Annotated in this window: 23 protein-coding genes and 1 tRNA gene; 8 read left to right on the forward strand and 16 right to left on the reverse strand. The window is 63.5% G+C overall.

The features are described from left to right. Positions 1-43 precede the first annotated feature (43 nt). Positions 44-466, forward strand: a complete 423-nt coding sequence (locus AC0L3K_RS06045; RefSeq protein WP_035992870.1) for a hypothetical protein — start codon at positions 44-46, stop codon at positions 464-466. On the opposite strand, the gene AC0L3K_RS06050 is transcribed toward AC0L3K_RS06045, so the two are convergent. The 6 genes from AC0L3K_RS06050 to AC0L3K_RS06075 form a co-directional block, all read right to left on the reverse strand. Further along, complete coding sequence (locus AC0L3K_RS06050) at positions 454-1,269, reverse strand: energy transducer TonB (RefSeq protein WP_007592345.1); 816 nt, start codon at positions 1,267-1,269, stop codon at positions 454-456. The genes AC0L3K_RS06045 and AC0L3K_RS06050 overlap by 13 nt on opposite strands. 9 nt (positions 1,270-1,278) lie before the next feature. Further along, positions 1,279-1,734, reverse strand: coding sequence for a TonB system transport protein ExbD (gene exbD, locus AC0L3K_RS06055; RefSeq protein ID WP_007592347.1), 456 nt, complete (start codon positions 1,732-1,734; stop codon positions 1,279-1,281). Positions 1,735-1,737: 3 nt separating this feature from the next. Further along, positions 1,738-2,658 carry a tonB-system energizer ExbB gene (exbB, locus tag AC0L3K_RS06060; protein WP_473365601.1) on the reverse strand — a complete coding sequence of 307 codons (921 nt, stop codon included), beginning with the start codon at positions 2,656-2,658 and terminating at the stop codon, positions 1,738-1,740. Further along, the gene (locus tag AC0L3K_RS06065; protein ID WP_007592351.1) at positions 2,655-3,344 is read right to left on the reverse strand and encodes a Fe2+-dependent dioxygenase; all 690 of its coding nucleotides are present in this window, start codon (positions 3,342-3,344) and stop codon (positions 2,655-2,657) included. Before AC0L3K_RS06065 ends, exbB begins: the two co-directional genes overlap by 4 nt. 2 nt (positions 3,345-3,346) lie before the next feature. Continuing rightward, positions 3,347-5,743 carry a TonB-dependent receptor gene (locus AC0L3K_RS06070; protein ID WP_035992874.1) on the reverse strand — a complete coding sequence of 799 codons (2,397 nt, stop codon included), beginning with the start codon at positions 5,741-5,743 and terminating at the stop codon, positions 3,347-3,349. A 227-nt stretch (positions 5,744-5,970) separates the two neighbouring features. Continuing rightward, on the reverse strand, positions 5,971-6,210 hold the full coding sequence (locus AC0L3K_RS06075) for a hypothetical protein (protein ID WP_007592354.1): 240 nt from the start codon (positions 6,208-6,210) through the stop codon (positions 5,971-5,973). A 364-nt stretch (positions 6,211-6,574) separates the two neighbouring features. Between AC0L3K_RS06075 and AC0L3K_RS06080 the strand changes: the two genes are divergently transcribed. From AC0L3K_RS06080 to AC0L3K_RS06090, 3 genes are all read left to right on the forward strand, one after another. Beyond that, entirely contained in the window at positions 6,575-7,747 is a 1,173-nt protein-coding gene (locus AC0L3K_RS06080) for an efflux RND transporter periplasmic adaptor subunit (RefSeq protein ID WP_473365602.1), read from the forward strand. Next, complete coding sequence (locus AC0L3K_RS06085) at positions 7,744-10,890, forward strand: multidrug efflux RND transporter permease subunit (protein WP_007592357.1); 3,147 nt, start codon at positions 7,744-7,746, stop codon at positions 10,888-10,890. Before AC0L3K_RS06080 ends, AC0L3K_RS06085 begins: the two co-directional genes overlap by 4 nt. Before the next feature lie 66 nt (positions 10,891-10,956). Further along, positions 10,957-11,529, forward strand: coding sequence for an invasion associated locus B family protein (locus tag AC0L3K_RS06090; RefSeq protein WP_035992875.1), 573 nt, complete (start codon positions 10,957-10,959; stop codon positions 11,527-11,529). A gap of 315 nt (positions 11,530-11,844) precedes the next feature. Here the strand turns inward: AC0L3K_RS06090 and AC0L3K_RS06095 are convergent, their stop codons facing one another. Further along, entirely contained in the window at positions 11,845-12,207 is a 363-nt protein-coding gene (locus AC0L3K_RS06095; protein WP_007592362.1) for a DUF1428 domain-containing protein, read from the reverse strand. A 299-nt stretch (positions 12,208-12,506) separates the two neighbouring features. Between AC0L3K_RS06095 and AC0L3K_RS06100 the strand changes: the two genes are divergently transcribed. Then, positions 12,507-12,580, forward strand: a tRNA-Gln gene (locus tag AC0L3K_RS06100). Between the two features lie 58 nt (positions 12,581-12,638). Here AC0L3K_RS06100 and rnz read toward each other — a convergent pair. After that, entirely contained in the window at positions 12,639-13,541 is a 903-nt protein-coding gene (gene rnz / locus AC0L3K_RS06105; protein ID WP_007592364.1) for a ribonuclease Z, read from the reverse strand. 253 nt (positions 13,542-13,794) lie between these two features. Here rnz and AC0L3K_RS06110 point away from each other — a divergent pair, with 253 nt between their 5' ends. Then, positions 13,795-15,285, forward strand: coding sequence for an amidase (locus tag AC0L3K_RS06110; protein WP_473365603.1), 1,491 nt, complete (start codon positions 13,795-13,797; stop codon positions 15,283-15,285). 21 nt (positions 15,286-15,306) lie between these two features. On the opposite strand, the gene AC0L3K_RS06115 is transcribed toward AC0L3K_RS06110, so the two are convergent. Then, positions 15,307-15,912 carry a TetR/AcrR family transcriptional regulator gene (locus AC0L3K_RS06115; RefSeq protein WP_007592368.1) on the reverse strand — a complete coding sequence of 202 codons (606 nt, stop codon included), beginning with the start codon at positions 15,910-15,912 and terminating at the stop codon, positions 15,307-15,309. A 200-nt stretch (positions 15,913-16,112) separates the two neighbouring features. Between AC0L3K_RS06115 and AC0L3K_RS06120 the strand changes: the two genes are divergently transcribed. Both AC0L3K_RS06120 and AC0L3K_RS06125 read left to right on the forward strand, forming a co-directional pair. Continuing rightward, positions 16,113-17,354, forward strand: coding sequence for an efflux RND transporter periplasmic adaptor subunit (locus AC0L3K_RS06120; protein ID WP_007592370.1), 1,242 nt, complete (start codon positions 16,113-16,115; stop codon positions 17,352-17,354). A gap of 151 nt (positions 17,355-17,505) precedes the next feature. Next, a complete protein-coding gene (locus AC0L3K_RS06125) occupies positions 17,506-20,694 on the forward strand; it encodes an efflux RND transporter permease subunit (RefSeq protein ID WP_007592372.1) in 3,189 nt (1,062 codons plus the stop codon). On the opposite strand, the gene AC0L3K_RS06130 is transcribed toward AC0L3K_RS06125, so the two are convergent. From AC0L3K_RS06130 to AC0L3K_RS06160, 7 genes are all read right to left on the reverse strand, one after another. Continuing rightward, positions 20,691-21,419, reverse strand: coding sequence for a sulfite exporter TauE/SafE family protein (locus tag AC0L3K_RS06130; RefSeq protein ID WP_007592375.1), 729 nt, complete (start codon positions 21,417-21,419; stop codon positions 20,691-20,693). The genes AC0L3K_RS06125 and AC0L3K_RS06130 overlap by 4 nt on opposite strands. Before the next feature lie 14 nt (positions 21,420-21,433). Continuing rightward, positions 21,434-21,610 carry a hypothetical protein gene (locus AC0L3K_RS06135; protein WP_245285863.1) on the reverse strand — a complete coding sequence of 59 codons (177 nt, stop codon included), beginning with the start codon at positions 21,608-21,610 and terminating at the stop codon, positions 21,434-21,436. Beyond that, positions 21,603-21,860, reverse strand: a complete 258-nt coding sequence (locus tag AC0L3K_RS06140) for a hypothetical protein (protein ID WP_007592378.1) — start codon at positions 21,858-21,860, stop codon at positions 21,603-21,605. Before AC0L3K_RS06140 ends, AC0L3K_RS06135 begins: the two co-directional genes overlap by 8 nt. A gap of 230 nt (positions 21,861-22,090) precedes the next feature. Next, positions 22,091-23,209, reverse strand: coding sequence for a helix-turn-helix transcriptional regulator (locus AC0L3K_RS06145; protein WP_007592380.1), 1,119 nt, complete (start codon positions 23,207-23,209; stop codon positions 22,091-22,093). A 112-nt stretch (positions 23,210-23,321) separates the two neighbouring features. Beyond that, a complete protein-coding gene (locus tag AC0L3K_RS06150) occupies positions 23,322-24,440 on the reverse strand; it encodes a helix-turn-helix transcriptional regulator (RefSeq protein WP_473365604.1) in 1,119 nt (372 codons plus the stop codon). 151 nt (positions 24,441-24,591) lie between these two features. Further along, positions 24,592-24,840, reverse strand: coding sequence for a DUF6894 family protein (locus AC0L3K_RS06155; protein WP_007592384.1), 249 nt, complete (start codon positions 24,838-24,840; stop codon positions 24,592-24,594). An 82-nt stretch (positions 24,841-24,922) separates the two neighbouring features. After that, positions 24,923-25,894 carry a helix-turn-helix transcriptional regulator gene (locus AC0L3K_RS06160; RefSeq protein WP_007592387.1) on the reverse strand — a complete coding sequence of 324 codons (972 nt, stop codon included), beginning with the start codon at positions 25,892-25,894 and terminating at the stop codon, positions 24,923-24,925. Positions 25,895-26,103: the final 209 nt, after the last annotated feature.

A 26,103-nucleotide genomic window follows, 5' to 3' on the forward strand; every position in this document is an offset into this window, starting at 1 on the left:
ACAAGCCGAAGGGCTCGAGGCCGACTTGGTCAAAGCTGCCGATATGCTGATCGCGCGACGCGCCGATACCCGCGCCCGCGCCGATTTCGCCACCTGGAAGATGATGGCCAAGCTCAACGGGTCGTCCGCGCTGCCTCCTGGGGCGCAGGAGTTCCTCGTGAGCTACAAGAACCTGCAGGCGCAGATGAACGAGGGTGAGGCGACCGAGGCCACCATCGGCGCCATCTACAAGGCCTACTATGCCGAGATGGGCGGCGCGGGAACCCCGCCTGATGTCCGCCCTCGGGCGGCCGAACCGGCTGCGGACAATGTTACCGCTTTCCGCCGCCCAGAACCGAAGCCGAAGAAGACCAGTTTCTTCGGGGCAGCGACCGCGGGCACAACCCAGAAACGGCCGCTCCCGGTGGCCCTGATCTTCGCCTGCCTTGTCGTGGTCTATGTCGGGATCAGGCTCTACTGGCGCTGAGCCGTCTTCTTCTTTTTCTTTGCGTCCGGCGGCGTGAAGATGATGTCGACGGTGCGCTCGAACCGGTCGTCGGTCAGGCTGGCGGGCGGCTGCGGGATGGGATCGGACTTGCGGACAATCGAGATCGCGGCCGCATCGTAAGCTGCATCCCCGGACGACTCGACGACGTCGACTGAAAGCACGTTGCCCCGCCGATTGATCGCGAAGCTGACCTTGACCTTCTGATTGTTGGGCTCCTTGCCCTCCGGATTGACCTTGTGGGCCGTGAGATGCGCGCTGATCTTGCGATTCCAGTCGGCTGTCAGCTTCAAAATATCCTTGCCGATGCCGAGCACAGGCGCCAGCGCCTTCTCGGCCTCGCGCGCGTCCTCGTCGAGCGTCTGCCGCGCCGTCGCAACGGACTTCGGCGAAGCTTCCGCAGCGGGCGTTTCGACCGCCGCAATCTTCGGATCCTCGTCCTGCGGCTTCTTCGAGATGTTCTCGGTGACGACCCGATCGGGATCGTCGACCTGTTGCGACTGATCCTTTGGAAGCTCGGTTTCCTTGGTCTCGGCCTTTTGCTCGGGAAGCGCCTGCTGCTCCTGCATCGCCTCACTATCCGGTCCCGGCGGAAGGTCGGTGTCAGGCGCCTTCGGCGAGGCCATCTCGACAGCGAACTCCGCGCCGGCCGCGCCGAGGCCATCGTCGCCGTCGTCGGCCCGCAGGTGCGCCAGCGCGAGCGCGGCACCACCGAGATGCAGCGCGAGCGCCGCCAGCGCTGCCAAAATCCAAAGCGTCCGGGCTGGTCTGGACTCATCCGACATCGCGGGCCTCTAAGGCTGAGCGGCGCCTGCCGCAGGCGCTCCCGGAGCGCCTTCCAGCGCAACCAGCTTCACCCGCGAATAGCCGCCGGAGCGCAACAGCTCCATGACGCCCATCAACTCGCCATACGGCACCGAGCGATCGGCGCGCAGGAAGACGTACTTGTCCTTGCTCATGTCGGACAGACCATCGAGCGTGCCGATCAACTCGGCGCGGTGGACCGGGTTCTCTCCGATGGCAAGCGTCAAATCGGGCTTGATGCTGAGATAGGTCGGCTTGTCCGGCTTCTTCTGCGGCGTCGCGCTCGACATCGGCAGATCGATCGGCAGGTCGACGGTCGAGAGCGGCGCTGCGACCATGAAGATGATCAGCAGCACCAGGATGACGTCGATGAACGGCGTGACGTTGATTTCATGCGTTTCGCCGAAATCGTCGTCGTCATCATTGTCTGCGAGCGAAACGCCCATGGTTCACTCCGCCGCGCGCGAATGCACGCTGCCGTGGCTGCGGTCGAGATCGCGCGAGAGCAACCGCCCCGCAGCGCCCGAGGCACGGCTGACGAGCTCGAGATAGCTCTTCGTCACGCGCGAGAAGTAATTGTAGATGATGACGGCGGGAATGGCGGCGACCAGACCGATGGCTGTGGCGAGCAGCGCCTCGGCGATACCGGGCGCGACGACGGCGAGGTTCGTGGTCTGCGACTTCGAGATGCCGATGAAGCTGTTCATGATGCCCCACACGGTGCCGAACAGACCGACGAAGGGCGAGGTCGAGCCGATGGTGGCGAGCACGCCCATACCGACGCGGATGCGCCGCGCCTCCGCCCGCATGATCTCGGAGAAGCTCGAAGCCGCCCGCTCCTTGATGGCGGTGTCGCTGGAGAGGCCGGCCGACATCCGCGCCTCCCGCAGCGCCGCCGCCAGGAAGGACGGCAGGATGCCCGCCTTGGCGCCGAGCGCCATCTGCGCTTCCGCGAGCGAGCGCGCCTCTGCGATCTTCTTCAGCGCCGAACGAAGCTTGGTCGCGGCGATCGACAATTCGATCGACTTCGCGATCAGCACCGTCCAGGTCATCAGCGATGCAAAGGCCAGCCCGATCATCACCGCCTTCACGATGATGTCCGCCGACATGAACATCACCCAGGGCGACAATTCCTTCATGGCGGGCGCGATGCCGGCTGCCGTATCGGACTTTGCAGCCGCCGGCACGGCAGCTTGGGGCGCCGCAGGCGGAGCAACAACCGGGGCCGGGCTGACCGCTGACGGCTGAGCCGTCGATTGAACCGGTGCCGCGGGCGCGGCTTGCGTCTGGGCAGAAACAGGGGATGCAAGCCAGGCGGCCGCCAGCACCAGAGCTGCGGCAAGGCTTGCTTGGAAGGACATGATCTTCATACTTCGGCCCAGTAGCGAATGAGGTTGTGATAGATACCCGTCAATTTGACCGTTTCGGGATCGTCACGCCCGAGCCGTTCCACCAGCGCCTGTATCGCGGTGTCGAGGTCAAAGATCATGCTCCGGGCTTGATCGTCCCGTATCATGCTCTGAAGCCAGAAGAAAGATGCAACCCGCGTTCCCCTGGTCACCGGGGTCACGAGATGGAGGCTGGTCGAGGGATAGAGCACGCAGTCCCCGGCTTGCAACTTGACTTCGTGCGAACCGTAGCTGTCCTCGATCACAAGTTCGCCACCGTCGTACTCCTCCGGCTCGGCCAGGAACAGCGTCACCGAGAGGTCTGTGCGGATGCGAAGGCCGGTCAGGCGGTCGCCGCGGATGGCATTGTCGACATGCAGGCCGAAATGGTGGCCGCTGCTGGCTGCATAGCGGTTGAACAGCGGCGGGAAGATCTGGAGCGGGATCGCCGCCGCGATGAAGCGCGGGTTCGACGTCAATGCCGAGATGATGCGGTTGCCGAGCTTGCGCGCGACCTCACTGTCCGGCGGCAATTGCTCGTTGCGCTTGACCATCGCCGACTGCGAGCCCGCGGTGGAGCGCCCGTCTTCCCAATTGCTGGCGTCCATGATGCGGCGGAAATCCGCCACATCATCTTTGCTCAGGACGCCAGGAAGGCAGGTCAACATGATCAGAACTTCGCCGTCGTGATGAGGTAGAACGCCCGCCCCGGCGCGACCGCGACGAAGGGAACCGCGCTGCGATAGAGCGTGTCGTAGTAGAGCTTGTTGGTGAGATTCTGGGCGTAGAACTTCATCGTCCAGTTCTTGTCGATCTTCTTCTCGACGAACGCGTCGAAGCGCCAGTAGCTCGGCAGCTCGTTGCCGGTGTTGGCGGCGAACGTGCCGCCATACACCTTCGAACGGTACACCGCCTGACCGCCCAGCTCCCAGCCGTCGTCGAACTTGTACTTGGTCAGCATGCTGAACGATTGATGAGCCACGTTGGCAAGCTGCAGGCCGAGATTTGAGGCGACACCGCTCTGCGTGACCTTCGATTGCATCAACACCAGGCCGCCGAAGATGCTCCAGCGATCGGTGATCTTGCCTTCGGCCTCGATATCGATGCCCTGGATCCTGTAGGCAGCGCCCGAAGTCAGCAGGCCGCTGACGGTTTCGCGCGCATTGTCCTTCGTGGTCTGGAACAGCGCGGCGCTGACCAGCAAATGGCGATCAGCTAGCTCCCATTTGGTGCCGAGCTCGGCTGCCTTATTGCGCTCCGGCCCGAGCAAGATAGCCGTGTTGGCAGGAATGCCGCCGTAATCGGTGGCGGTCGCATCAAGCTCCGATCCGAACGGATTGGCGGAGGTCGCATAGGCCGCATAGAGGCTGCCGATCGACATCGGCTTGTAGACCAGGCCGACGTTGTAATTGACGAGATCGGCGTTCTGCTTGAGATGGTCCGCGTTGGTCGACGAACTCTGGCTGTAGCCATCGTAGCGCACGCCACCATTGACGATGATCGTGTCCTGCCAGTTCGCGGTGTCCATGACGTAGACGCTGCTGGTGTTGACGCCATAGCGCGTCGGATTTCCAACCAGCGACGGCGTGTTGCTGAAGGGAATGTAGGTGTACTGCGGCGAGTAAAGGTTCACCCCCGTGACCGCCCCGCTGCTGGTCGAGCCGCCGCCGAACAGTTCCGACGAGAGGCCGGTGTAACGGTCGATCGAGATATTCTCGTTCGAATATTCGACGCCGAACACCGCCGTGTGCTTGACCCCGCCGGTGTCGAGCTTGAAGGTGGCCTCGTTCTGGTTGGCCCACACGTCCACGTTCTGGTAGCGGCTCTGCGCGCTCGCCGTCGTCGTCCAGAGCAGCGGATTGGGGCTCGTCGTAACCGGGTTCTGCGGCAGCGTGCCGATATAATTCAGCAGCGAGTGCTCGCCGCGCACCTTGCTGCTCAGCGTGATGGCCTCGTTGACCTTGTACTCGATCGTGCCGGTGCCGAAATCTTGCCGCGCGGTCTGGAAGTCGCGGTTGAGGAAGCCGTACCAGTTGCCACGCGGAATGCCCGCCGACGTCACTGGGACGTTGCCCTGCTTGTAGTAGGGCACGCCGAAATCAGGATAGCCGCTGAGGTCGGTGTGGACGTAGTTCGTCGTGATCTTGATGTCGTTGGTCGGGGTATACCTGGTCGAGATGAACGAACCCCAGCGATTGTCGGTGACGTAATCGCGGCCGGCGACGTTGGCGTCCTGGAACAGGCCGCCGGCGCGCACCGAGAACGTGGGATCGATGACCTGGTTGACGTCGAGCGTGACCCGCTTGGTCCGGTCGGTGCCGAACTCGGTGTCCATTCGCTTGAAATTGACGTCGCCAGCCTGCTTGGTAACGATGTTGATGGCACCGCCGGCGGTGCCGCGGCCGGCGTAGGACGAGGCCGGCCCACGCAGAATCTCAATCTGCTCGGTGAAGAAGTTCTCGCGGATCGAGACCGCGGGATCGCGGATACCGTCGATGAAGACGTCGTTGCGCGCATCGAAGCCGCGGATGAAGAAGCGATCCCCGAACGCGTTGCCGCCTTCCCCAGATCCCAGCGTCACGCCGGCGGTCGAGCGCCCGATCTCCTTCAGCGTCGTGGCGTTCTTGTCCTCGAGCACTTCCTTGCTGAGCACGGTGATGGTCTTCGGCGTGTTCAGCATCGGCTCCGGAAACTTGCCGGAGGCCTGGACGTGGTCAACCTTGTAGGGCGCCGCCGGATCGGAATACGGATTACGGTCGACTTCGCCGGACGGCGTGGTGGGAGCGGTCTGCTGCGCCGCCTGCTGACGCTGCGCGGCGCGGCGAAGCGCATTGCGCGCGCGGACCTGGTCCGCCGTCGGCTTCGAAGCCGCCGGGCGCGGACGCGCGACCGGCGCATCGACCGTTACCGGCGGCAGGTTCGACTGCTGCGCCTCCGCACCGCTCGACACCGATGCTGCTGCGATCAGGCCGGCGACTGCGGAGACCTTCTTGCCGGAAACGCTCGTAAACTTCTCATCGAATGCTGCGACCGAACGCAACGACTTCGGTGCGACCACCTGCCCCATTACCAACACGCCCCATATTCCTGTTCGCCCATTCACTTCGACGAGCGATTGGAGTGTTGGTATCGACCGCAAAATAGCGGGTCAATGCGAGTAAGCCGCGAGAACCCTTGAATAAGTCCAGATCAAAGCGATTCTAAACTGCAGTTTGAAATCGTTCTAAAGCACGATTGGATTCGTTCTAAAGAGCGCACGAAAATGCCGCGAGATCGGCGATCGCGCGCGCATCGTCAATCGCTACTTGGCGGCTTCATCAGCGAGAACAATTCGTCGACGGTCTTCTGCGCCACGGCGCGCACGCGATCGCTGTTGTCCATGCCGGCAATGTTGACGCCGCCGACGACGGCTCTGATCTCGTCGCGGAAGTCGGTGAGAAAGCGCAAGGGATCACGCTGCTCGTTGGCGACGCGTGCGATCAGTCCCGTGATCAGGATCTGACACGCGATCAGCTTGCCGTTCAGTTCGTCCATCCTGCGCTCCCGTTGTGGCGCGCCGATATGACTGATGCCGGTTTGCCTGACAACCGAAACGGCCTCCGCGCGACTTAGAACCGTTCTTGCGAGCCGCCCCGCGCAGCGCATCCCTATCCCGCGCACACCGCTTCCGAGCATTGCACAAGATTTACTCGCGGATCGTTCGTCGCGGGGGAATGCAGCACTGCACACCGTAGTGACACGGAGCTGCCTAAGCAGTGCAAAGCTTTCCAATTGTTTAGGATTCTCAGCCGATAGTGCTGTTTACACTGGAACTTGGCGTGTATTATACAAGCGCGCTGGAACCCTATGATTGCCCCAAAATTCGTAACTAAGGGCATACCAGCTGACACGAGACGAAATGAAAAAGTCCCGGCTGATCCTCTGGATTCTGATCGTCGCGGCCGTGGCCTCCGCGGGTTACTATGGTTGGCAGAAATTCGGCTCGCCCGACGCCGGAAAAACCCAGACCGCACAGAAGGGGCCGCAGCGCCCGCCCGCCGTCCCCGTGAGCGTTTCGCCGGTCCAGAAGGTGGACTTTCCGGTTTACCTGACCGGTCTCGGCACGGTTGCGGGCTTCAACACCGTCCAAGTCCGGACCAGGGTGGACGGCCAGATCGACAAGATCGCCTTCACCGAAGGCCAGATCGTCAAGGAGGGCGAGCTCCTCGCCTCGATCGATCCCCGCCCCTATCAGGCCACGCTCGACCAGGCCAAGGCCAAGAAGGCCCAGGACGAGGCAAATCTGGCCAACGCCAATCTCGAGCTCCAGCGCGCCATGAAACTCGGCGAATTCGCCACCGCACAGCGGGTCGACACCCAGCGCTCCACGGTCGCCCAGCTCACCGCGCAGATCGCCGCCGACGAAGCTTCGATCTCCAACGCGCAGACGCAGCTCGACTACACCCAGGTCAAGGCGCCGATCACCGGCGTCGCGGGCCTGCGCCAGGTCGACGTCGGCAACATCGTCAATTCCTCGACGCAGACCGGCATCGTCACGATCTCGCAGGTCGAGCCGATCTCGGTGATCTTCACCGCGCCGGAAGATCAGTTGCCCTATATCAGCGAGGGCCAGAAAACTGGCGCGCTCAGGGTGATCGCCTTCACCACCGACGGCAAGAAGACGCTGGCCGAGGGCAAGCTCGCGGTCATCAACAACCAGGTCGACACGAGCAGCGGCACGATCCGGCTCAAGGCGGTGTTCGAGAACAAGGACCACGCGCTTTGGCCCGGTCAATCGGTGTCGACGCGCCTGCTGGTGCGCACCCTGAAGGATGCGACCGTTGTCCCGGATGACGCGGTCCAGCACTCCACCAACGGCCTCTACGCTTATACTGTCAATCAGGACAACAAGGCTGAGGTGCACAAGATCAAGGTCAGCTACGCCATCGACGGACGTTCGGTCGTCGACGAAGGGCTCACGCCCGGACAGCAGGTGATCACCGGCGGCCAATTCAAAGTCCAGCCCGGAAGCCTCGTCTCCACGGCCGTGGCGAGTACGGATCCGGCCCAGAACAAGGTTCGACGGGAATGAACGCGGGCGGGATTTCGGCACCTTTCATCCGTTATCCCATCGGCACCTCGCTGCTGATGGCCGGCATTCTCTTCGTCGGTCTCGTCGCCTATCCCCTGCTGCCCGTCGCGCCCCTGCCGCAGGTGGACTTCCCGACCATCCAGATCACCGCCAATCTGCCGGGCGGCAGCCCGGAGACCATGGCCTCGTCGGTGGCCCAGCCGCTCGAACGGCAATTCGCCCAGATTCCCGGCATCGCCCAGATGACCTCGACGAGCTATCTGGGCACCGCGTCGATCACCATCCAGTTCGACCTCAACCGCAGCATCGACGGCGCCGCCAACGACGTGCAGGGCGCCATCAACGCCGCGAGCGGTCAGCTGCCGAAGAACCTGCCCTCGCCGCCGACCTACCGCAAGGTCAACCCGGCCGACGCGCCGATCCTGCTGTTGTCGGCAACCTCCGAGACAATGCCGCTGACCAGCGTCAGCGACGCGGTCGATGCCCAGCTCGCCCAGCAGATCAGCCAGCTTTCCGGCGTGGCGCAGGTCTTCATCGGCGGCCAGCAGAAGCCGTCTATCCGCATCCAGATCGACCCGGCGAAACTCGTCGCCAAGGGCCTGTCGATGGAGGACGTGCGCAGCCAGATCGCGATCACCACGGTCGACAGTCCGAAGGGCAACATCGACGGCGACAAACGCGCCTACACGATCTACGCCAACGACCAGCTGACCCAGTCCAAGGACTGGAACGACGTCATCATCGCCTATCGCAACGGCGGTCCGTTGCGGATCCGCGACATCGGCCAGGCGGTCAGCGGCCCCGAGGACGCCAAGCAGGCGGCCTGGGCCAACGGCAAACGCGGCGTGTTCCTGGTGGTGTTCAAGCAGCCCGGCGCCAACGTCATCGAGACCGTCGACCGGATCAAGGCGACATTGCCTCGCCTCGTCGCAGCGATCCCTCCCGCGATCAAGATCGAGGTCATCAGCGACCGCACCACGACAATCCGCGCCGCGGTCGAAGACGTCCAGTTCACGCTGCTGCTGACCATTGCGCTGGTGGTCATGGTCATCTTCATCTTCCTGCGCAGCTTCTGGGCGACCGTCATTCCCACCATCACGGTGCCGCTAGCGCTGCTGGGCGCCTGCGCGCTGATGTGGGTGTTCGGCTATTCGCTCGACAATCTGTCGCTGATGGCGCTCACCATCGCGGTCGGATTCGTCGTCGACGACGCCATCGTGATGCTGGAGAACATCACGCGCTACATCGAGGAAGGCGAATCGCCGATGGCGGCGGCCTTCAAGGGCTCGAAGGAAATCGGCTTCACCATCGTGTCGATCAGCATCTCGCTGGTTGCGGTGCTGATTCCGCTGCTGCTGATGGGCGGGATCATCGGACGCCTGTTCCGCGAATTCGCCGTCGTGCTGGCGATGACGATCTTCGTCTCGATGTTCGTGTCGCTGACCCTGACGCCGATGATGGCCTCACGCTTCCTACGCGCCCATGGCGAGGTCACCCACGGCAAATTCTACCAGTGGAGCGAGCGCGGCTTCGATGCGATGTTGCGCGGCTACGAATGGGTGCTCGACCATGCCCTGGCCTGGCGCCGCACCACGCTCACGATCTTCTTCGCGACTCTCGCCCTGTCGGTCTATCTGTTCGTGCTGATCCCGAAAGGGTTCTTCCCGCAACAGGACGTCGGCCTGATCACCGCGACCTCGGAAGCCTCCCAGGACATCTCGTTCGCGGAGATGCAGCGCCGCCAGGTCGAGCTCGGCAAGATCGTGATGGACGATCCCGACATCGCATCCATCGCGATGAACATCGGCGGCAGCGGCCGCGCCGGCAACAACGGCAACATGTTCATCACGCTGAAGCCGCGCAACGAACGCGAAGCCTCCGCGCAGCAGATCATCGCCCGGCTGCGTCCCAAGCTCGAGAAGGTGTCCGGCGCCCGCCTCTACATGCAGGCGGCTCAGGACGTTCGGCTCGGCGGCCGCCCGACGCGTACGCAGTTCGAGTTCACTCTACAGGACGCCGATCTCACTGAGCTCAACGACTGGGCGCCGAAGATCCTCGCCAAGATGCAGACCTTGCCGCAACTGCGCGACGTCGCGACAGACCAGCAAACCCAGGGCACCACGGTTCAGCTCAAGATCAATCGTGATACCGCAGCGCGTTATGGAATCCAGCCGCAGCTGATCGACGACACGCTGTACGACGCCTTCGGACAGCGTCAGGTCACGCAGTATTTTACCCAGCTCAACACCTACAAGGTGATCCTCGAGATCCTGCCGGAGATGCAGGGCAGCCTCGAGAGCCTGAACAAGCTCTACCTGAAATCTCCGCTGACCGGCGACCAGGTGCCGCTGTCGACATTTGCGACCTGGAGCACCGATCCGGTCCGCCCGCTCTCGATCAGCCACCAGGGCCAGTTCCCGGCGATCACGATCAGCTTCAACCTCGCCCAGGGCGTCGCGCTCGGTCAGGCCACGGAGGCCGTGCAGAAGGCGATGGCCGATCTCGGCGCGCCGCCGACGCTCAATTCGAGCTTCCAGGGCACGGCACAGGCGTTCCAGCAGTCGCTGGGCACCGTGCCGCTCCTCATCCTCGCCGCGCTGGTCGTGGTCTATCTGATCCTCGGCATCCTCTACGAGAGCTACATCCATCCGATCACGATTCTGTCGACCCTGCCCTCGGCCGGTGTCGGCGCGCTCGCGATCCTGATGGCGGCGGGCTTCGAGTTCAGCCTCATTGCTTTGATCGGAGTCATTCTGCTGATCGGCATCGTGAAGAAGAACGGCATCATGATGGTGGACTTCGCCATCGCTGCGGAGCGCGACGAGCACAAGACACCGGCGGAATCGATCCGGCAGGCGGCGCTGTTGCGCTTCCGTCCGATCATGATGACGACGATGGCTGCCCTGCTCGGCGGCGTGCCGCTGATGCTCGGCCACGGTACCGGCGCCGAGATTCGCCAGCCGCTCGGCTACGCCATGGTCGGCGGTCTGATCGTCAGCCAGGCGCTGACGTTGTTCACCACCCCGGTCGTCTATCTCTATCTCGACGAGCTCAACAACTGGTTCTCGGGCTGGGGCCGTAAGGGTGACGGCGAAGGCGACGAGACAGTCGAGCACGGCACCGTTAAGGAAGCTGCCGAGTAGCAGCTTGCACCGCGCGCCTCACGACGTTACAGCGAGGCCCTCGCTTCACGTCAACGCGGTTTTGCCATGCCCATGCAATCCAGACTTGTCGCCCTTATCGCCGCTGTCCTGTTGTCGGCGGGTGCCGCGCATGCCCAGCAAGGCGCCAAGAAGAACGCGGCTCCCTCTGCCCCGGCGGCACAGCCCGCACCGGCTCCGGCGCAACCGCAGGCTGACGGCGCTCCGGCGCAGCAGCCCGGCTGGGTCGTGCGCTGCACCAGCGTCAGCCGCGACGCACCGCTCGAATGCGCGATGGAGCAGAACGCGGTCCTGACCAAGACCGGCCAGACCATCGTCCTGATCAACATCCGCATCGCGCCCGACACCCGCACACCGGTGGCGCTGCTGCAATTGCCGCTCGGCCTCAACCTTCCCATCGGCGCCAAGCTCCAGGTCGACGACGGCAAGACGATCGATCTCCAGATCCAGACCTGCGAGAACCGCGGCTGCTACGCCTCGACGCCGATCGCACCGGACCTGCTTGCGACCTTGCGGTCTGGCAAACAGCTCAAGGTCTCCTTCCAGAACATGGCCAAGGAAACGATCGCGATCCCGATGCCGCTCGGCGATTTCGCGGCGGCCTACGACAAGATCAAGTAGCTCTTTCGCGCGTTCACTGCCGCGCCATCTGCGCGTTGCCGACGGCGTCGCCGTCGAGCTTCTGGTCGTCGTGCATGGTGACGGTGACGCGCGAGAGCCGTCCTTCGAATTCGAACGGCGTCACGCAATGCGACACCGGGCTGCCTCGGTCGCGGCCGACGGCATCTTGCGCTCCGAGCGGACGATCTGATGACTGCCGCCGATGTTGAGGTCGTGCACGAGATGGCCGGCCTTGACGTAAAGGCTATATCGGCAAGTGACGGCTTGCCACGAGGCTGCATTGACAAGCAGCGACGTGTGGGCTGGTCAGCGCCCTCACCACACGGGGTCGCTCGCCCTCAGCAGCGTCGTGAAGCCGCCATAGATCATGCGTTTGCCGTCGAACGGCATGCCGTCCAACTTCAGCCGCGGGTCCGCCATCACCTTCTTGTTGACGGCGTCGCGAGTCTCCCGGTCGCGATAGACGATCCAGGAAAACACCACGATCTCGTTCTCCTTCGCCATCACGGCACGCGGAAACGAGGTGAGCTCGCCATAGGGCACGTCGTCGCCGATGCATTCGACGTAATCGAGCGCACCGTGCTCCATCCAGATCGCGCAGGCCGTTTTCGCCAGCGCCTTGTAAGCCTCGATCTTGTCCTTCGGCACGGCCAGCACGAAACCATCGACATAGGGCATCACGGATCTCCTTGGTGTGTGTGTCCGAAGGACGATGCGGCGCCTGACGATCCGACCAGGAAGCGTGATTTTCGGATGAGGCAAACGGTCGCGCGCCGCCGGGGCGCGCCGCCGGAGTCCGCGATCCCACGGCCCGCACGCCCCAAGTGGACCGCAAAACACCCTGCCTCGCAGCGCTTGCCAGCCCACAGCCGAGCGGGTAGAAACCCTCCCACGCCTGAGCCGTGATTTGCGCGATAAGTGCCATCGGCCACAGCCGGACAAATCAACAAGTCATTGAATTTGTTCGGCTATTCCGTTGGGGAATGGTGTAACGGTAGCACAACAGACTCTGACTCTGTTTGTCTAGGTTCGAATCCTAGTTCCCCAGCCACTCCAGATAGGCAGCTCACAATCAGATCGTCAGAGGTTGCGCTCTATTTGAGCGGCCGCTAAATCACGATGCGATCGAAGTCGGCGGCGATCCGCGTGTTCGGAAAAATCATGGTCGCTTCGGCCAAAATCTCTTCGTCCCGATAACGCCCCGACATGTGATTCAGCACGAGTTGCCCGACATTGTTCGCAGCGGCAAATGAAGCCGCCTCGCGTGCGGTGAGGTGGCCATAATCCCGTGCGGTCGCGGCGTCTCGATCGAGGAAGGTCGCCTCGATCACCAGCAGATCGGCGTTGGCGACATGTTCGGACAGCCCGTCGGTAGTTTCGGTGTCGCCGATGACCACGAGCTTCCTGCCGCCGCTCGGTGGCCTCAGAACGTCTTCCGAATCGATCGTACGGCCGGCGATCACGACTGGTCGTCCCGCGGCCAGTTCTCCACGTAGCGGCCCATCGGGAACACCGAGTTCGGCGAGGCGCTCCCGCTCAAGATGGCGACGTGCGGGACTCTGGAAGCAAAAACCAAAGCTGTCGGTGTCGCGGTGGCGAACCGGAAAGCAGTCGATGGTGAAGTCGCCGGCGTCGATAACCTGTCCTTCGGCTAGCGGTGCGAACTCCACAGGGATCGGCGCCCTGCCCGCGCCCCACAGGCCGGCAAGCATGCGGGTGACGATGTCGAGCGTGCCCTGGCCTCCATGGACGGTCATCACGTCCGATTGCTGGCGCAACCCCAGCGTCGAGAAGAGACCGGGGATGCCGAGCACGTGATCGAGATGGGCATGCGTCAGCAGGATGCGGCCAAGCCGTCGAAAGCCCGCGCCGCTGCGCAGCAACTGGCGCTGCGTACCCTCGCCGCAATCGATGAGGACGCGCTTGCCCGCCGCCTCCACCAGGAGAGCCGGATGGTTGCGCTCCGCCGACGGAACGCTGGCGGAGGTCCCAAGGAATGTCAGGGCGAACATGCTCGTCAGTATCCAGGCTTCACCGCCCCCAATGCCACGTGAGTAGCAGCGCGTACAGAGCCCATAGAGCGCCGCAAGAGTGCGTATCCCGCGATCTGATGGCCGGGCGCCGCCTTCGGCCCCCGACCGGCGGACAGATCTGGTTCCCGTTGCGCGGCCTCCTCATCCCATCTGCCAAATTGCATGCTCGATACTCGGATCGATTTGCAGCCGAGCGACATCGACGCGGCGATGCAAGACAATGGAGATCGTGATGCCGCCCGGATCGACCGCCACTGACTGGGACTATGGTTCGATCAGCACATTGCTGAGCGCCCTACACGCGCGCAACATTTCTGCGTCGGAGTTGATCGAGCATACGATCGCGCGCATCGAGGCGCTGGACGGGCGGATCAATGCCGTCATCGTTCGCGATTTCGATCACGCACGAGACGCCGCGCGCGCCGCCGATGCCGCGCTTGGCCGCGGCGAGCGGCAGCCATTGCTCGGCATCCCCGTGACGTTGAAAGAACCATTCAACGTCGCCGGCCTGCCGACGACATGGGGCTTTCCGCAGTTCAGGGATTTCCAACCGGCGGAAGACGCCCTTGTCGTCTCGCGGTTGAAGGCGGCGGGCGCTGTCATCATCGGCAAGACCAATATCCCGATCGGTCTGCGGGATTTTCAGAGCTACAATGAGATCTACGGGACGACGAACAATCCGTGGGATCTCGGCCGATCGCCCGGCGGCTCCTCAGGCGGATCGGGCGCGGCGCTGGCCGCAGGGTTCGGTCCGCTCTCGATCGGCTCGGATATCGGCGGCTCGATCCGGGTGCCGGCACATTTCTGCGGTGTGTTCGGACACAAGCCGAGCCACGGCCTGGTCCCGCTGCGCGGATACAACCTGCCGCCGGCGCCGCCCGTGCCTGGCCAGGGCGATCTGGCTGTCGTCGGGCCGATGACGCGCACCGCCTCGGATCTCGCACTCGCGCTCGACGTGATCGCGGGGCCGGATGAGACGCGCGACGGGATCGGCTATCGTCTTGCGCTGCCGGCCCCGCGACACGACCGGCTCAGGGATTTCAGGATCCTCGTGATCGATACGCATCCGTTGATGCCGACGGGCGATGCCGTGCGTTCCGCCATCGGGCGGCTGTCGGAACGGCTCGAACGATCAGGCGCACGGGTCGCGCGCTCGAGTGCGTCACTGCCCGATCTCGCCGAATCCGCGCGGCTCTACATGAAGCTGTTGAACGCGGCGCGAAGTCCACGCCTGACACCGGCCGCCTTCGCAGAGGCGCAAGGCGTTGCCGCGGCACTCTCGCCCGACGACCGCAGCCTGCAGGCCGAGCGCGCGCGCGGCTGGGGCATGATCCATCGCGAATGGCTCGCGACCGATGCGACGCGCTTGCGGCTGCAACAACGGTGGCAGGAGCTGTTCCGCGATTTCGACGCAGTGATCTACCCGGCCGCCGCCGTGCCGGCCTTTCCACAGGACCAGTCCGAGCCGTTCGACGCGCGGCAACTCGATATCGATGGACAGCTCTATCCCTATGCCGATGCGTGCTTCATCTGGGCAGACCCCGCTTCGACCTGCGGACTGCCTGCAACGGCCGTTCCGATCGAGCGCACGCCATCGGGCCTGCCAATCGGCGTCCAGATCATCGGGCCTTATCTCGAGGATCGCACGACGATTGCGCTCGCCGGACTGATCGAACGCGAGTTCGGCGGCTTCGTCCCGCCGCCGTTGTTGGCTGCAAAGTAATGGCGAGCTGATCGAGGGCGATTAAGTTCTGTCGGCCGACTGTGCCTCGACCGCCTGCACGGCCACGCTCGCGACCTGCTGCAATGCCTCGCGATCGGAGCCTGAGGACGCCATCACGCCCATGCCGACCGAGACGGCCGAGACGTAGCGCGCGAGTGCCGCGGGATCCGAGGTCGGCTTGAGATCGCCTTCGGCCTTGGCGCGGATGAAACGGTCGCGAAGCTGGTCCTCGTTCTCCGCGCGGCGGGCGGCGAGCTCGAAGGGGACGCTCTCTGATCCGGTGCCGCACGCAATGCCGCCCTGCACGAGCAGGCAGCCGGGCGGGTTGGCCGGATCGGTCTGCTTGTCGGCGATGCCCATCAGCATCCGTTCGGCGACGTCGCGGGCTGTGGGCGCGGCCACCACCTCGTCCATCCAGACGTTGCGCAGTTTTGTATAGCGGTCGAGCGCGGCCTTCAGCAGCCCTTCCTTGTTGCCGAAACAGGCATAGAGGCTGGGCGGATTGATGCCCATAGCCTCGGTCAACTGAGCGATCGTGGCACCCTCATAGCCATGGCGCCAAAACACTTCCATCGCCTGATCCAACGCCGTCTCGGCGTCGAATTCGCGGGGGCGTCCCATGCCCATGTGCCTGTTCTCCTCGAAATCGGCGTCGTCCCTGACCTAACGCCTGATCCTATCTATTTGTTCTCGCTTTATTTTCTCTTCCACTTGCCAACTCTTGCGGTAAGCGGCTACAATTTTCTTAGCGGACGGTACATAAGTATCTTGCGCTGCGGTATCCAGCTCCACATCTGTAGTGAACACTACATATCTGGAGCGCGCAAATGCCCCCCTCCCAAAATACCTCTCGCCCTGGCCGTGTCCGCCGCCTTCTCGGCGGTATCGCCATCGTGGGCGCTCTCGTCGTAGCCGGCTCGATCGCGACCGGCCATTACTTTCGTGCCGCGCAGGCGACCGCGACCGCCGCGGCCGAGCAAGCCGTCCCCGTCACTGTCGCGCTGATCGAACCAAAGCAGACGGTGCTGTGGGACGATTTCTCCGGCCGGCTCGAGGCGATCCAACGCGTCGAGCTTCGCCCGCGCGTGGCTGGCGCGATCCTGTCGGCCAACTTCACCGAAGGCGCGCTGGTGAAGGCCGGTGACGTTCTGTTCAAGATCGATCCGGCGCCTTACGCGGCCGAGGTCGACAAGGCCGCCGCCCAGGTCGAAGCGGCGAAAGCGCGCGTGGTGTTCACGCAGAGCGAGCTCGAGCGCGGCGCGCAGCTGGTCGGCAACGCCGTGGTGACGCGGCGCGACTACGACCAGCGCGACAATGCCTACCGCGAGGCCATCGCCAACGTGAAGGCGGCCGAGGCGACGCTCCAGACCGCAAAGCTCAATCTCGACTACACCGAGGTGCGCGCGCCCGTGGACGGCCGCGTCGGCAAGATCGAGATCACCGTCGGCAATCTCGTCGCCGCCGGCACCGCCTCCCCCGTGCTGACCTCGCTGGTCTCGGTCAATCCGATCTACGCGTCGTTCGATGCGGATGAGGAGGTGGTGCTGCGGGCGCTGAACTCGATCGCAGATGCCTCCGGCAAGCGCGGCAATTTAGACCAGATCCCGGTGGAGATGACGACCTCAGGCGGCCTCTCGGCCAAGGGCCACATCCAGCTCATCGACAACCAGGTCAACGGCCAGAGCGGCACCATCCGTGTCCGCGCGGTGTTCAGAAACGAGGACGGGCGTCTCATCCCCGGTCAGTTCGCCCGCGTGCGCATGGGCCAGCCAAAGCAGCAGGCGCTGGTCATGATCGACGAGCGCGCGATCGGCACCGACCAGGACAAGAAGTTCGTGATGGCGGTCGGCGACGACAGCCGCGCGGTCTATCGGCCGATCACGCTCGGGGGCGCGGTCGATGGCTTGCGCATCGTCACCGCGGGCCTGAAGTCCGGCGACCGCATCGTCGTTAACGGCCTCCAGCGCGTGCGCCCGGGCGCCCTGCTTAAGACGGAGATCGCGGCAATGGGCGCGCGCGGGCCGCAGCAGGCCTCCAACCACAGTAATCAGGACGTCGTGCAGCGTTAGCGTCTCCGCCATGCCGGAACGCGCGGGCAGCGCGAGCCGGATTGTCGAATTGGTTGAACTACCAAGACATCACTTCTGGATTTCCAGGTTTGCGGGCTTTGCCCGCGCCCGGGAATGACGGGAGAGCTGTCTCTCGCGCAGGGGCAAAGCCATGAATCTCTCGAAGTTCTTCATTGATCGTCCGATTTTTGCCGGCGTCTTGTCGGTCCTGATCTTCCTCGCCGGCCTGATCTCGCTGTTCGCGATGCCGATCTCGGAATATCCCGACGTCGTGCCGCCCTCCGTCCTCGTGCGCGCGACCTATCCCGGCGCCAATCCCAAGGTGATCGCCGAGACGGTGGCGACTCCCATCGAGGAGCAGATCAACGGCGTCGAAGGCATGCTCTACATGTCGAGCCAGGCCACCACCGACGGCGCGATGACGCTGACGGTGACGTTCCGGCTCGGCACCGACCCCGATAAGGCGACGCAGCTGGTGCAGAACCGCGTGCAGCAGGCCGAGCCGCGCCTGCCCGCTGTGGTGCGCCAGCTCGGCATCATCACCAAGAAGTCGTCGCCCGACCTCACCATGGTCGTGCATCTGTTGTCGCCCAACGGGCGCTACGACATGACCTATTTGCGCAATTACGCCGTGCTCAACGTCAAGGACCGCCTTGCACGGATCGACGGCGTCGGCGATGTCCAGCTCTATGGCGCCGGCGACTATTCGATGCGGGTCTGGGTCGACCCGCAGAAGGCCGCCGAACACGGACTGACTGCGAGCGACATCGTCAAGGCAATCCAGGCGCAGAACGTCGAGGCGGCCGCCGGCGTGGTCGGCTCCTCCCCGAACGTCAAGGGCATCGACCTGCAGCTGTCCGTCAATGCGGAAGGGCGGCTCGCGAACGAAGAGCAATTCGGCGACATCGTGGTCAAGACCGGTACGCGTGGCGAAGTCGTGCGCTTGCGCGACGTCGCCCGCATCGAGCTCGGCGCGTCCGAATACGGCCTGCGCTCGCTGCTCGACAACAAGCAGGCGGTGGCGATCCCGATCTTCCAGGCGCCCGGTTCCAACGCGCTGGAGATATCCGATCACGTCCGTGCCACCATGGCCGAGATCAAGAAGAACATGCCGGAAGGCGTGTCCTACCAGATCGTCTACGATCCCACCCAGTTCGTGCGCTCCTCGATCGAGGCCGTCATCCACACGCTGCTGGAGGCGATCGCGCTGGTGGTGCTGGTGGTGATCCTGTTCCTGCAGACCTGGCGCGCTTCGATCATTCCCCTGCTCGCGGTGCCGGTATCGATCGTCGGCACTTTCGCGGTGATGCACGTGTTCGGCTTCTCGATCAACGCACTCAGCCTGTTCGGGCTCGTGCTCGCGATCGGTATCGTGGTCGACGACGCCATCGTCGTGGTCGAGAACGTCGAGCGCAATATCGAGGGCGGGCTGTCGCCGCGCGATGCGACCTATCAGGCGATGCGTGAAGTTTCCGGCCCGATCATCGCGATCGCGATGGTGCTGATCGCGGTCTTCGTGCCCCTCGCCTTCATCTCCGGCCTCACCGGGCAGTTCTACAAGCAGTTCGCGCTGACGATCGCGATCTCAACCGTGATCTCCGCCATCAATTCGCTGACGCTGTCGCCGGCGCTGTCGGCGCTGCTGCTCAAGGGACACAATGAGCCTAAGGACCGGCTGACGATCATCATGGAAAAGGGCCTCGGCTGGTTCTTCCGCGGATTCAACAAGGTGTTCACACGCTCGTCAGAGAATTACAGCGGCACCGTCACCAAGGTGATCTCGGGCAAGGCTGCGGTGATGGGGCTCTATGTGGTGTTGGTCGGCGTGACCGCGCTCCTGTTCCAGCAGGTGCCGAGTGGCTTCGTGCCGGGCCAGGACAAGCAATATCTGGTCGGCTTCTCGCGGCTGCCTGACGGTGCAGCGCTCGATCGCACTGAAGAGGTGATCCGCAAGATGAGCGACATCGCGCTGACCCAGCCCGGTGTCGAGAGTTCGGTCGCCTTTCCGGGCCTGTCGATCGCCGGCTTCACCAACTCCTCTAATGCTGGCATCGTGTTCTCCACGCTCAAGCCGTTCGACGAGCGCAAGGATCCTTCGCTCAGCGGCCCCGCGCTCGCGGCCGAGCTGAACAAGAAATATGCCGGCATCCAGGAAGCCTTCATCGCCATGTTCCCGCCGCCGCCGGTCAACGGCCTCGGCACCATCGGCGGCTTCAAGCTGCAGATCGAGGACCGTGCCGGTCTCGGCTATGAGGCGCTGAACGAGGCGACCAAGGCGTTCATGGCGGCGATGCAGAAGGCGCCGGAGATCGCCGGCGTGTTCTCGAGCTTCCAGGTCAACGTGCCCCAGCTGTTCGCCGACATCGACCGCACCAAGGCGCTCCAATTGGGCGTGCCCGTGACGGAGGTGTTCAACACGCTGCAGATCTACCTGGGCTCCTACTACGTCAACGACTTCAACAAGTTTGGCCGCACCTATTCGGTCCGGGTGCAGGCCGACGCGCCGTTCCGCGCCCGCGCCGACGACATCCGGCAGTTGAAGGTGCGCTCGTCCTCGGGCGACATGGTGCCGCTCTCGGCGCTTTTGAGCGTTCGCCAAAGCGCGGGTCCCGAGCGCGCGATCCGCTACAACGGCTTCCTGTCCTCCGACATCAACGCGGCGGCTGCGCCCGGCTTCTCCTCCGGACAGGCACAGGAGGTCGCGACGCGGATCGCGGCGGAAACGCTACCGCCCGGCTTTGCCTTCGAATGGACCGACCTGACCTATCAGGAGTTCATCGCCGGCAATTCCGGACTGTGGGTGTTCCCGCTGGCGATCCTCCTGGTGTTCTTGGTGCTGGCCGCGCTTTATGAGAGCCTGACCCTGCCGCTCTCGATCATCATGATCGTGCCGATGGGCCTGCTGGCTGCGATGTTCGGCGTCTGGATCTCCAAGGGCGACAACAACGTCTTCACCCAGATCGGCTTGATCGTGCTGGTGGGCCTCTCGGCCAAGAACGCGATCCTGATCGTCGAATTCGCGCGCGAGCTCGAATTTGCGGGACGCACGCCGATCCGGGCTGCGATCGAGGCGAGCCGCTTACGGCTTCGTCCAATCCTGATGACGTCGATGGCGTTCATCATGGGCGTGCTGCCGCTGGTGCTCTCGACCGGTGCAGGCTCGGAGATGCGGCGCGCCATGGGCGTTGCCGTGTTCTCCGGCATGATCGGCGTCACCGTGTTCGGCCTGTTCCTGACGCCGGTGTTCTATGTGCTGCTGCGGACCGTTACCGGCATGAAGCCGCTGGTCCATCACGGCAGCGACATCAGCGCGGCACCGGTTCAGGGCGCCGGGCACTAGATCAGGGAAATCCCCGACAGCAACAACAGAACGAGCACGGTCTTCCGAAAGACCGTCTCGTTGACTCGGTGAAAGGCGATCACGCCGAGCGCGGAGCCTGCGAACAGCGCCGGCAGGCTGACCGCGAGATCGACGAAGACTTTCGACGACAGGTCCTGATGTCCGACCAGCAGCGCGATCGCGAACAGCTGCATCGCGGCGATGAACGGCTGCACCAGGCCGCGCTGCTCGCTCTTGGGCATGCCGCGCATGTCGCACCAAATCGTCGGGATCGCGCCGGGCATCGCGGTCAGCCCGCCGACCAGCCCTCCCCCGAACCCGATCAACGCGACCCAGTGCCGCCCGACCGCCTCGCCGGCCGTCACCAGCGTCGGCCGCAGCAGCATGTAGGCCGCATAGAGTGCAACGATAATGCCGAAGCCGCGCCGGAGCAGATGCGTATCAGTGCTCTGGAGCAGCGATACCGCGATGGGAACGCCGATCAAGCCACCGACGATCAGCAGCAGACTGCCTTCCCAGCGAATATTGCGCCGAAGCGCCCACAGATTGGTGGCCTGCACGCCGATGCTGCACGCCATCATCAGCGGCACGGCTTCGAGCGGCTGAAACACCCGGAGCAGGATGGCGCCCGCCACTGCGGAAAAGGCAAATCCCGAGAGCCCGGAGACGAAGGCACCGGCGAACACGGCAACGCTGAGCAGCATCAGAGTCGTGACATCAGGCACAATCCGCCCTCCGGTCAGTCGTAGGGAATTTGCGAGACAGAGATATCGGCGCTCTCCGTGCAAGCGGCCGGCTCGAGTGGAGCCGACGGATGCGCGTAAGCGTGCGATCGCTCCAGCATCGCGAGGCCGACCAGTTGGAGAGCAACGAGCGCCGCGGTCAGCGCAATGGCGACGATGCTGACGTTACGCACGCTCGAATTTGGGATGGCCGGTCGTGCGCTCGCGCGGATCAACTCCGTTGGCATTTTCAAAAGTATCCTCTTCGCGGGAGACGGGAATAATTTCATTCAAACACGGCGCTTCGTGCGGCTGGTCCAGCAGGTGGCGATAGCGTTGCAACACGCGCTGCGCGTCGATTTCCCGCTGCGCGCGGAGTATCGCGCCTATGCGGGCGACGATATCGCGGAACCTGCCTGTCAGAACCGGTGACGTCGTTCGCATGACAATCTCCTCTCAACCTGTTCGAGAGATTGACGGGATCCACTTCCGCCTGCAGTGAGTTGCTTCACACAAATGCCTGACGCGTCGAACAACAGACCGTGTGATGTTCAGTAGAATAGCGCGTGGAAAATCGCGTCATTCGATCGAACGACGTGCGATAACTTTCTAATGATGCTTCTGATTGAACCTATTGCGAGCTGCAGCGACTCGCGTGTGTTGTTGAAGGCGTCTCAGTGCACGAGCGGATTGGAGAATCCAGCTGCGAGCTTGACGAGATCGGCCTGACGAGAAACGCCGGTCTTGGCGAACACGCGATGCAGATGCGTCTTCACCGTCGTCTCCGCGATACCGAGCGCAACCGCCGTCTCCGGCACGCCGCCGACATCGACGATCGACTGCAAGACCCTCAGTTCCGCAGGCGTGAGTTCGAAGGTCCGGTCAATGAGACCGGCACACGAGCGGCCGTCGAGCTCCGCTTTCCAGATGAACAAGGCTCCGACGGCCGAACTGCGCTCGGCCCTACCCTCGCGCAGCAGTGATGGCAGCGCGATGATTTGCGCGACGTAGTAAGAACCGTCATGCGACATCAGCGGAATTTTCCGTCCCGAAGATGCCGCCAACGCGACCTCGCTTGTGTCACGGAAAATATCGCGCAGGGCCGAATTAGCAGCGGAGGATCTTGCCACCAGCCGGCCCGAGACAGACCGCAGGACATCGTCGACGGCCAGGATCGTCGCCGCGGCCGGATTGCTGTGGACGATATGACAGGTCGAATCGAGCAGGATGACACCGGCATTCAGTTGGTCCACGACGTCGGCGAGCGCGATCGCGCGCTGCTGCTTCCGCTCGATCGCCCGGTTGATCAACAGCGCCCGGCTCGCATGCGGAGCCAGGAACTGCATCCGCGCCCGTTGCTCGGCATCGAGCATCTCCCTGCCCGGGATCACGGTCATCAGCATCGGAGACGGCGACTTCGACTGCTCCAGCACCACGTTGGCGACGTCGACGCAGCCCTGGGGGCGCAGCCATTCCTGGTAGAAGCGGCCGCGGCGATATTCGTCGAAATCCACGAGATCGGGGATGTTGCGCACCTCGCCATAGCGCGGAAGCCGAGCAAGCGGGTCGTACCGGGAGTAGGTCTCCGCATAGAGCTGAATGTAGTGCGGATCGACCCCGCAATAATAATGCGTCGCGCCTGATTTGCTGACCGGGTCCTTCGAAATCAGACCACAGGCCTGGCTGCCGATGAAGGCATTGAGCTTGACAACGACCTCGCTCCACAACTCCGGGTGGAGACCTGCGTCATAGATAGTCTCGATCAACTCGGACGGTTTTGGAAGTCGGGGCATCGGAAGAGCCAGTAGTGACACATGGAGATGGCGACATGTTCTTCATGCCCGGCGGCTCCTGTGAGTCTGGCGAGGGAGGGAAAGGTTCAATCCTGAGGGCGCAATGAGCCGCCTAGTTGACCAGCGGATTGGAGAATCCTGCCGCGAGCTTGACGAGATCGGCCTGACGCGAAACGCCCGTCTTGGCGAACACGCGATGCAGATGCGTCTTCGCCGTCGTTTCTGCGATACCGAGCGCGACTGCCGTCTCCGGGACGCCGCCAACCTCGACGATCGACAGGAAGACGCGCAGCTCGGCCGGTGTAAGGTCGAAAGTCCGCGCGATCAATTCGCCGTAGGACTGTCCGCCGAGCGATACCTTGCGCAGGAGCAGCGCACCGACGGCATCGACCACCCGCTCGCTGCCGTGCCGCAGGACCGAGGAGAGCGGCAGGATGTGCGCGACGTAGCGCTCGCCCGAGGGCGAAAGCAGCGAAAACGCCTGCTCCCTTGCGGCAAGCAGGGCAATTTCATTGCGCGTCGCGAACGCTTCCCGCAGCGTCTGATTGGCCTCCGCACTGCTGGTCACCAGTTGCCCGGCAACGGACCGAACCAGATCGTCGGCCGCAAGCAAGGCGTGCCCCGCGGAATTCGCGTGCACCAGCCGGCAGAAGCCATCGAGCAGGAAGATGCCGCAGGCAAGATTGTCCAGGACCTCCGCCAACGCCGTCGCCAACGTCAGTTGCGAGGTCATGGCGCGGTTGATCAGCAACGCACGGCTGGCGTGCGGCACGACCAGCGAGAGCCGGTGCTTCATCACCGGATCCACCATCCGGCGGCCCGACAGCACCGTCATCATCACGGGGCAGCTCGCATTCGAATTCTCGAGCACGACGTTGGCCGCATCGCTGCAACCCTGCGGCCGCATCCATTCCTGGTAAAAGCGTCCGCCCCGGTATTGATCGAAATTGACGAGATCGGGAATGCTGACGATCTGGCCGTGCGGCGGCAGGACCGTCAGCGGATCGAACTTCGAATGCGTCTCGGAATAGAGCTTGATGTAGTGCGGGTCCGCCCCGCAATAATAGTGCGTGACGCCGAATTTGCTGATGGAATCCTTGGAAAACAGTCCGCAGGCCTGGCCGCCGACGAAGTCACGAATGCCGGTGACGACATTGTTCCACAGCGAAGGATCGAGTCCGGCATCGTAGATGGCTTCGACGAGATCGGGCAGCTTCCGCGGTCCGTGCATAGCTATAAATGGCCTATGTGATCAATATCACCAAGCATACCACAACCACAGCATGCGGCATCCTCCGATCGGAGGAGGCGCCGGCCGGGCAACGAACGGATATCCGTTTCGGGTGCTACTGATGCAGAGTCGCGATAGCGCACCGGGCCGCTCACACCTCGTCCCAGCCGACCTTCTCCAGATTCTCCGACCAGACGGCGGCGCGATAGATCTCGCGCCCGTCGGTGTCTCTGACCCGGATGCAGGCATCGCGGCCGCGCAAATCGTCGCGCCAGACGAACAGGTGGCTTGCCATCTCGTTGGCTACCACGAATGTCGCTTCGGGGCATTCGAACACCATGCCACCCGGATCGATCTTCACGATATTGCCGAGCATAAGATCAAAGAAAAAACGGCGCATGCAACACAACACTCCAACTGCGGGCGGCGCACGCCCGTGCCGTCTCCAATCGGCATTTGACCTGACATTCAATCGCGCGCGTTCACGACATCTCGCGGCTCCTGACGTCACTGGGCGTGGCGCCATAAGTCCGCCGGAAGCAGCGGTTGAAATAGGAGAGATCGCCGAAACCGACATCGTAGGCGATCGAGCTGACCGTCCGCTCGGCGTGTCCGGGTTCGCGCAACATGCGATGCGCACGCTTGACGCGTTGTTCGATCAGGAAGGACGAGAACGTCTTGCCGTCGGCCTCGAACAGGCGTTGGAGATAACGCGGCGTCACGCCGAGTTCCTGGGCAACCGTGGCCACCGACAAGTCCTGCCGCCAGCAATTGTTGGCGATGGAGACTTTGGCCTTCTGCAGCCGTGCCGCCTTGACGCCGCGCCGCCCGGCCAGCTCCCGCGGCTCGTTGGTGGCACCGAGGACGATTGCCAGAAGATCGTGCAGATGCCCCACGCCGAGCTTGCGCAAATTGGGCATCGCGAATGCCTTCTCCCGCACCAGCGTCACCGCGTAATCGACCAGCAGCCGAAGTCCCGTTGAACTCTCCGGCATGACCCGCATCACGGCGTCATCGACATCCACGATCATCGGCGCCAGCACGCGTCTCGGCACACGCAGCGAGAAACAGCTACCCAGCGACAATCGCTCGAACGTCGTGACGTCCTCCGCGCTCGTCAGGACAGCCTCTCCGGCACGGAGGCTCAGATCGTGCCCTCGCTCGGATATCCCAAGCACGCCGGATCGATTCACGATCAGGGCCAGACTATCATCGCCATCGGCAATCAGGTGCTTGGTGCGAATGATCCGCGCTCCGCACAATCCTCCGATCAGCAATTGGGCTTCCGGCAAGACGTGGGACGTGAAGCTCGCCGCGAACGGCTTTCCTTCCCTCACCTCGACCTCCGCCTTCAACACCCCGCGACAGTAGAAATCGCGAAGCAGCGGGATACGCTCGTTTTCGGGAATTTCGTTCGTTGAAACATTGATAACGGAAAAATCAAACTGGGTCACTGCAATCCTCCAACCGACGAGCAGGTCCGGCCGCGCGCTGTCGTTTCCTCACACTCGCGTTCGACGCCGTCGCGGCATCTCTTCGCCGGCGCTCGCTGCTCTTCACTTTTCTAGAACGCGATATACGAAAGTCTCAAATGACTCGCGTCCTGCATTCGGAGGACACCGGAGCTCGGCTCATCACAATGGATTGAGATTGCGGCACATAG

It is taken from the genome of Bradyrhizobium sp. MI1.10 (genome assembly GCF_055811035.1).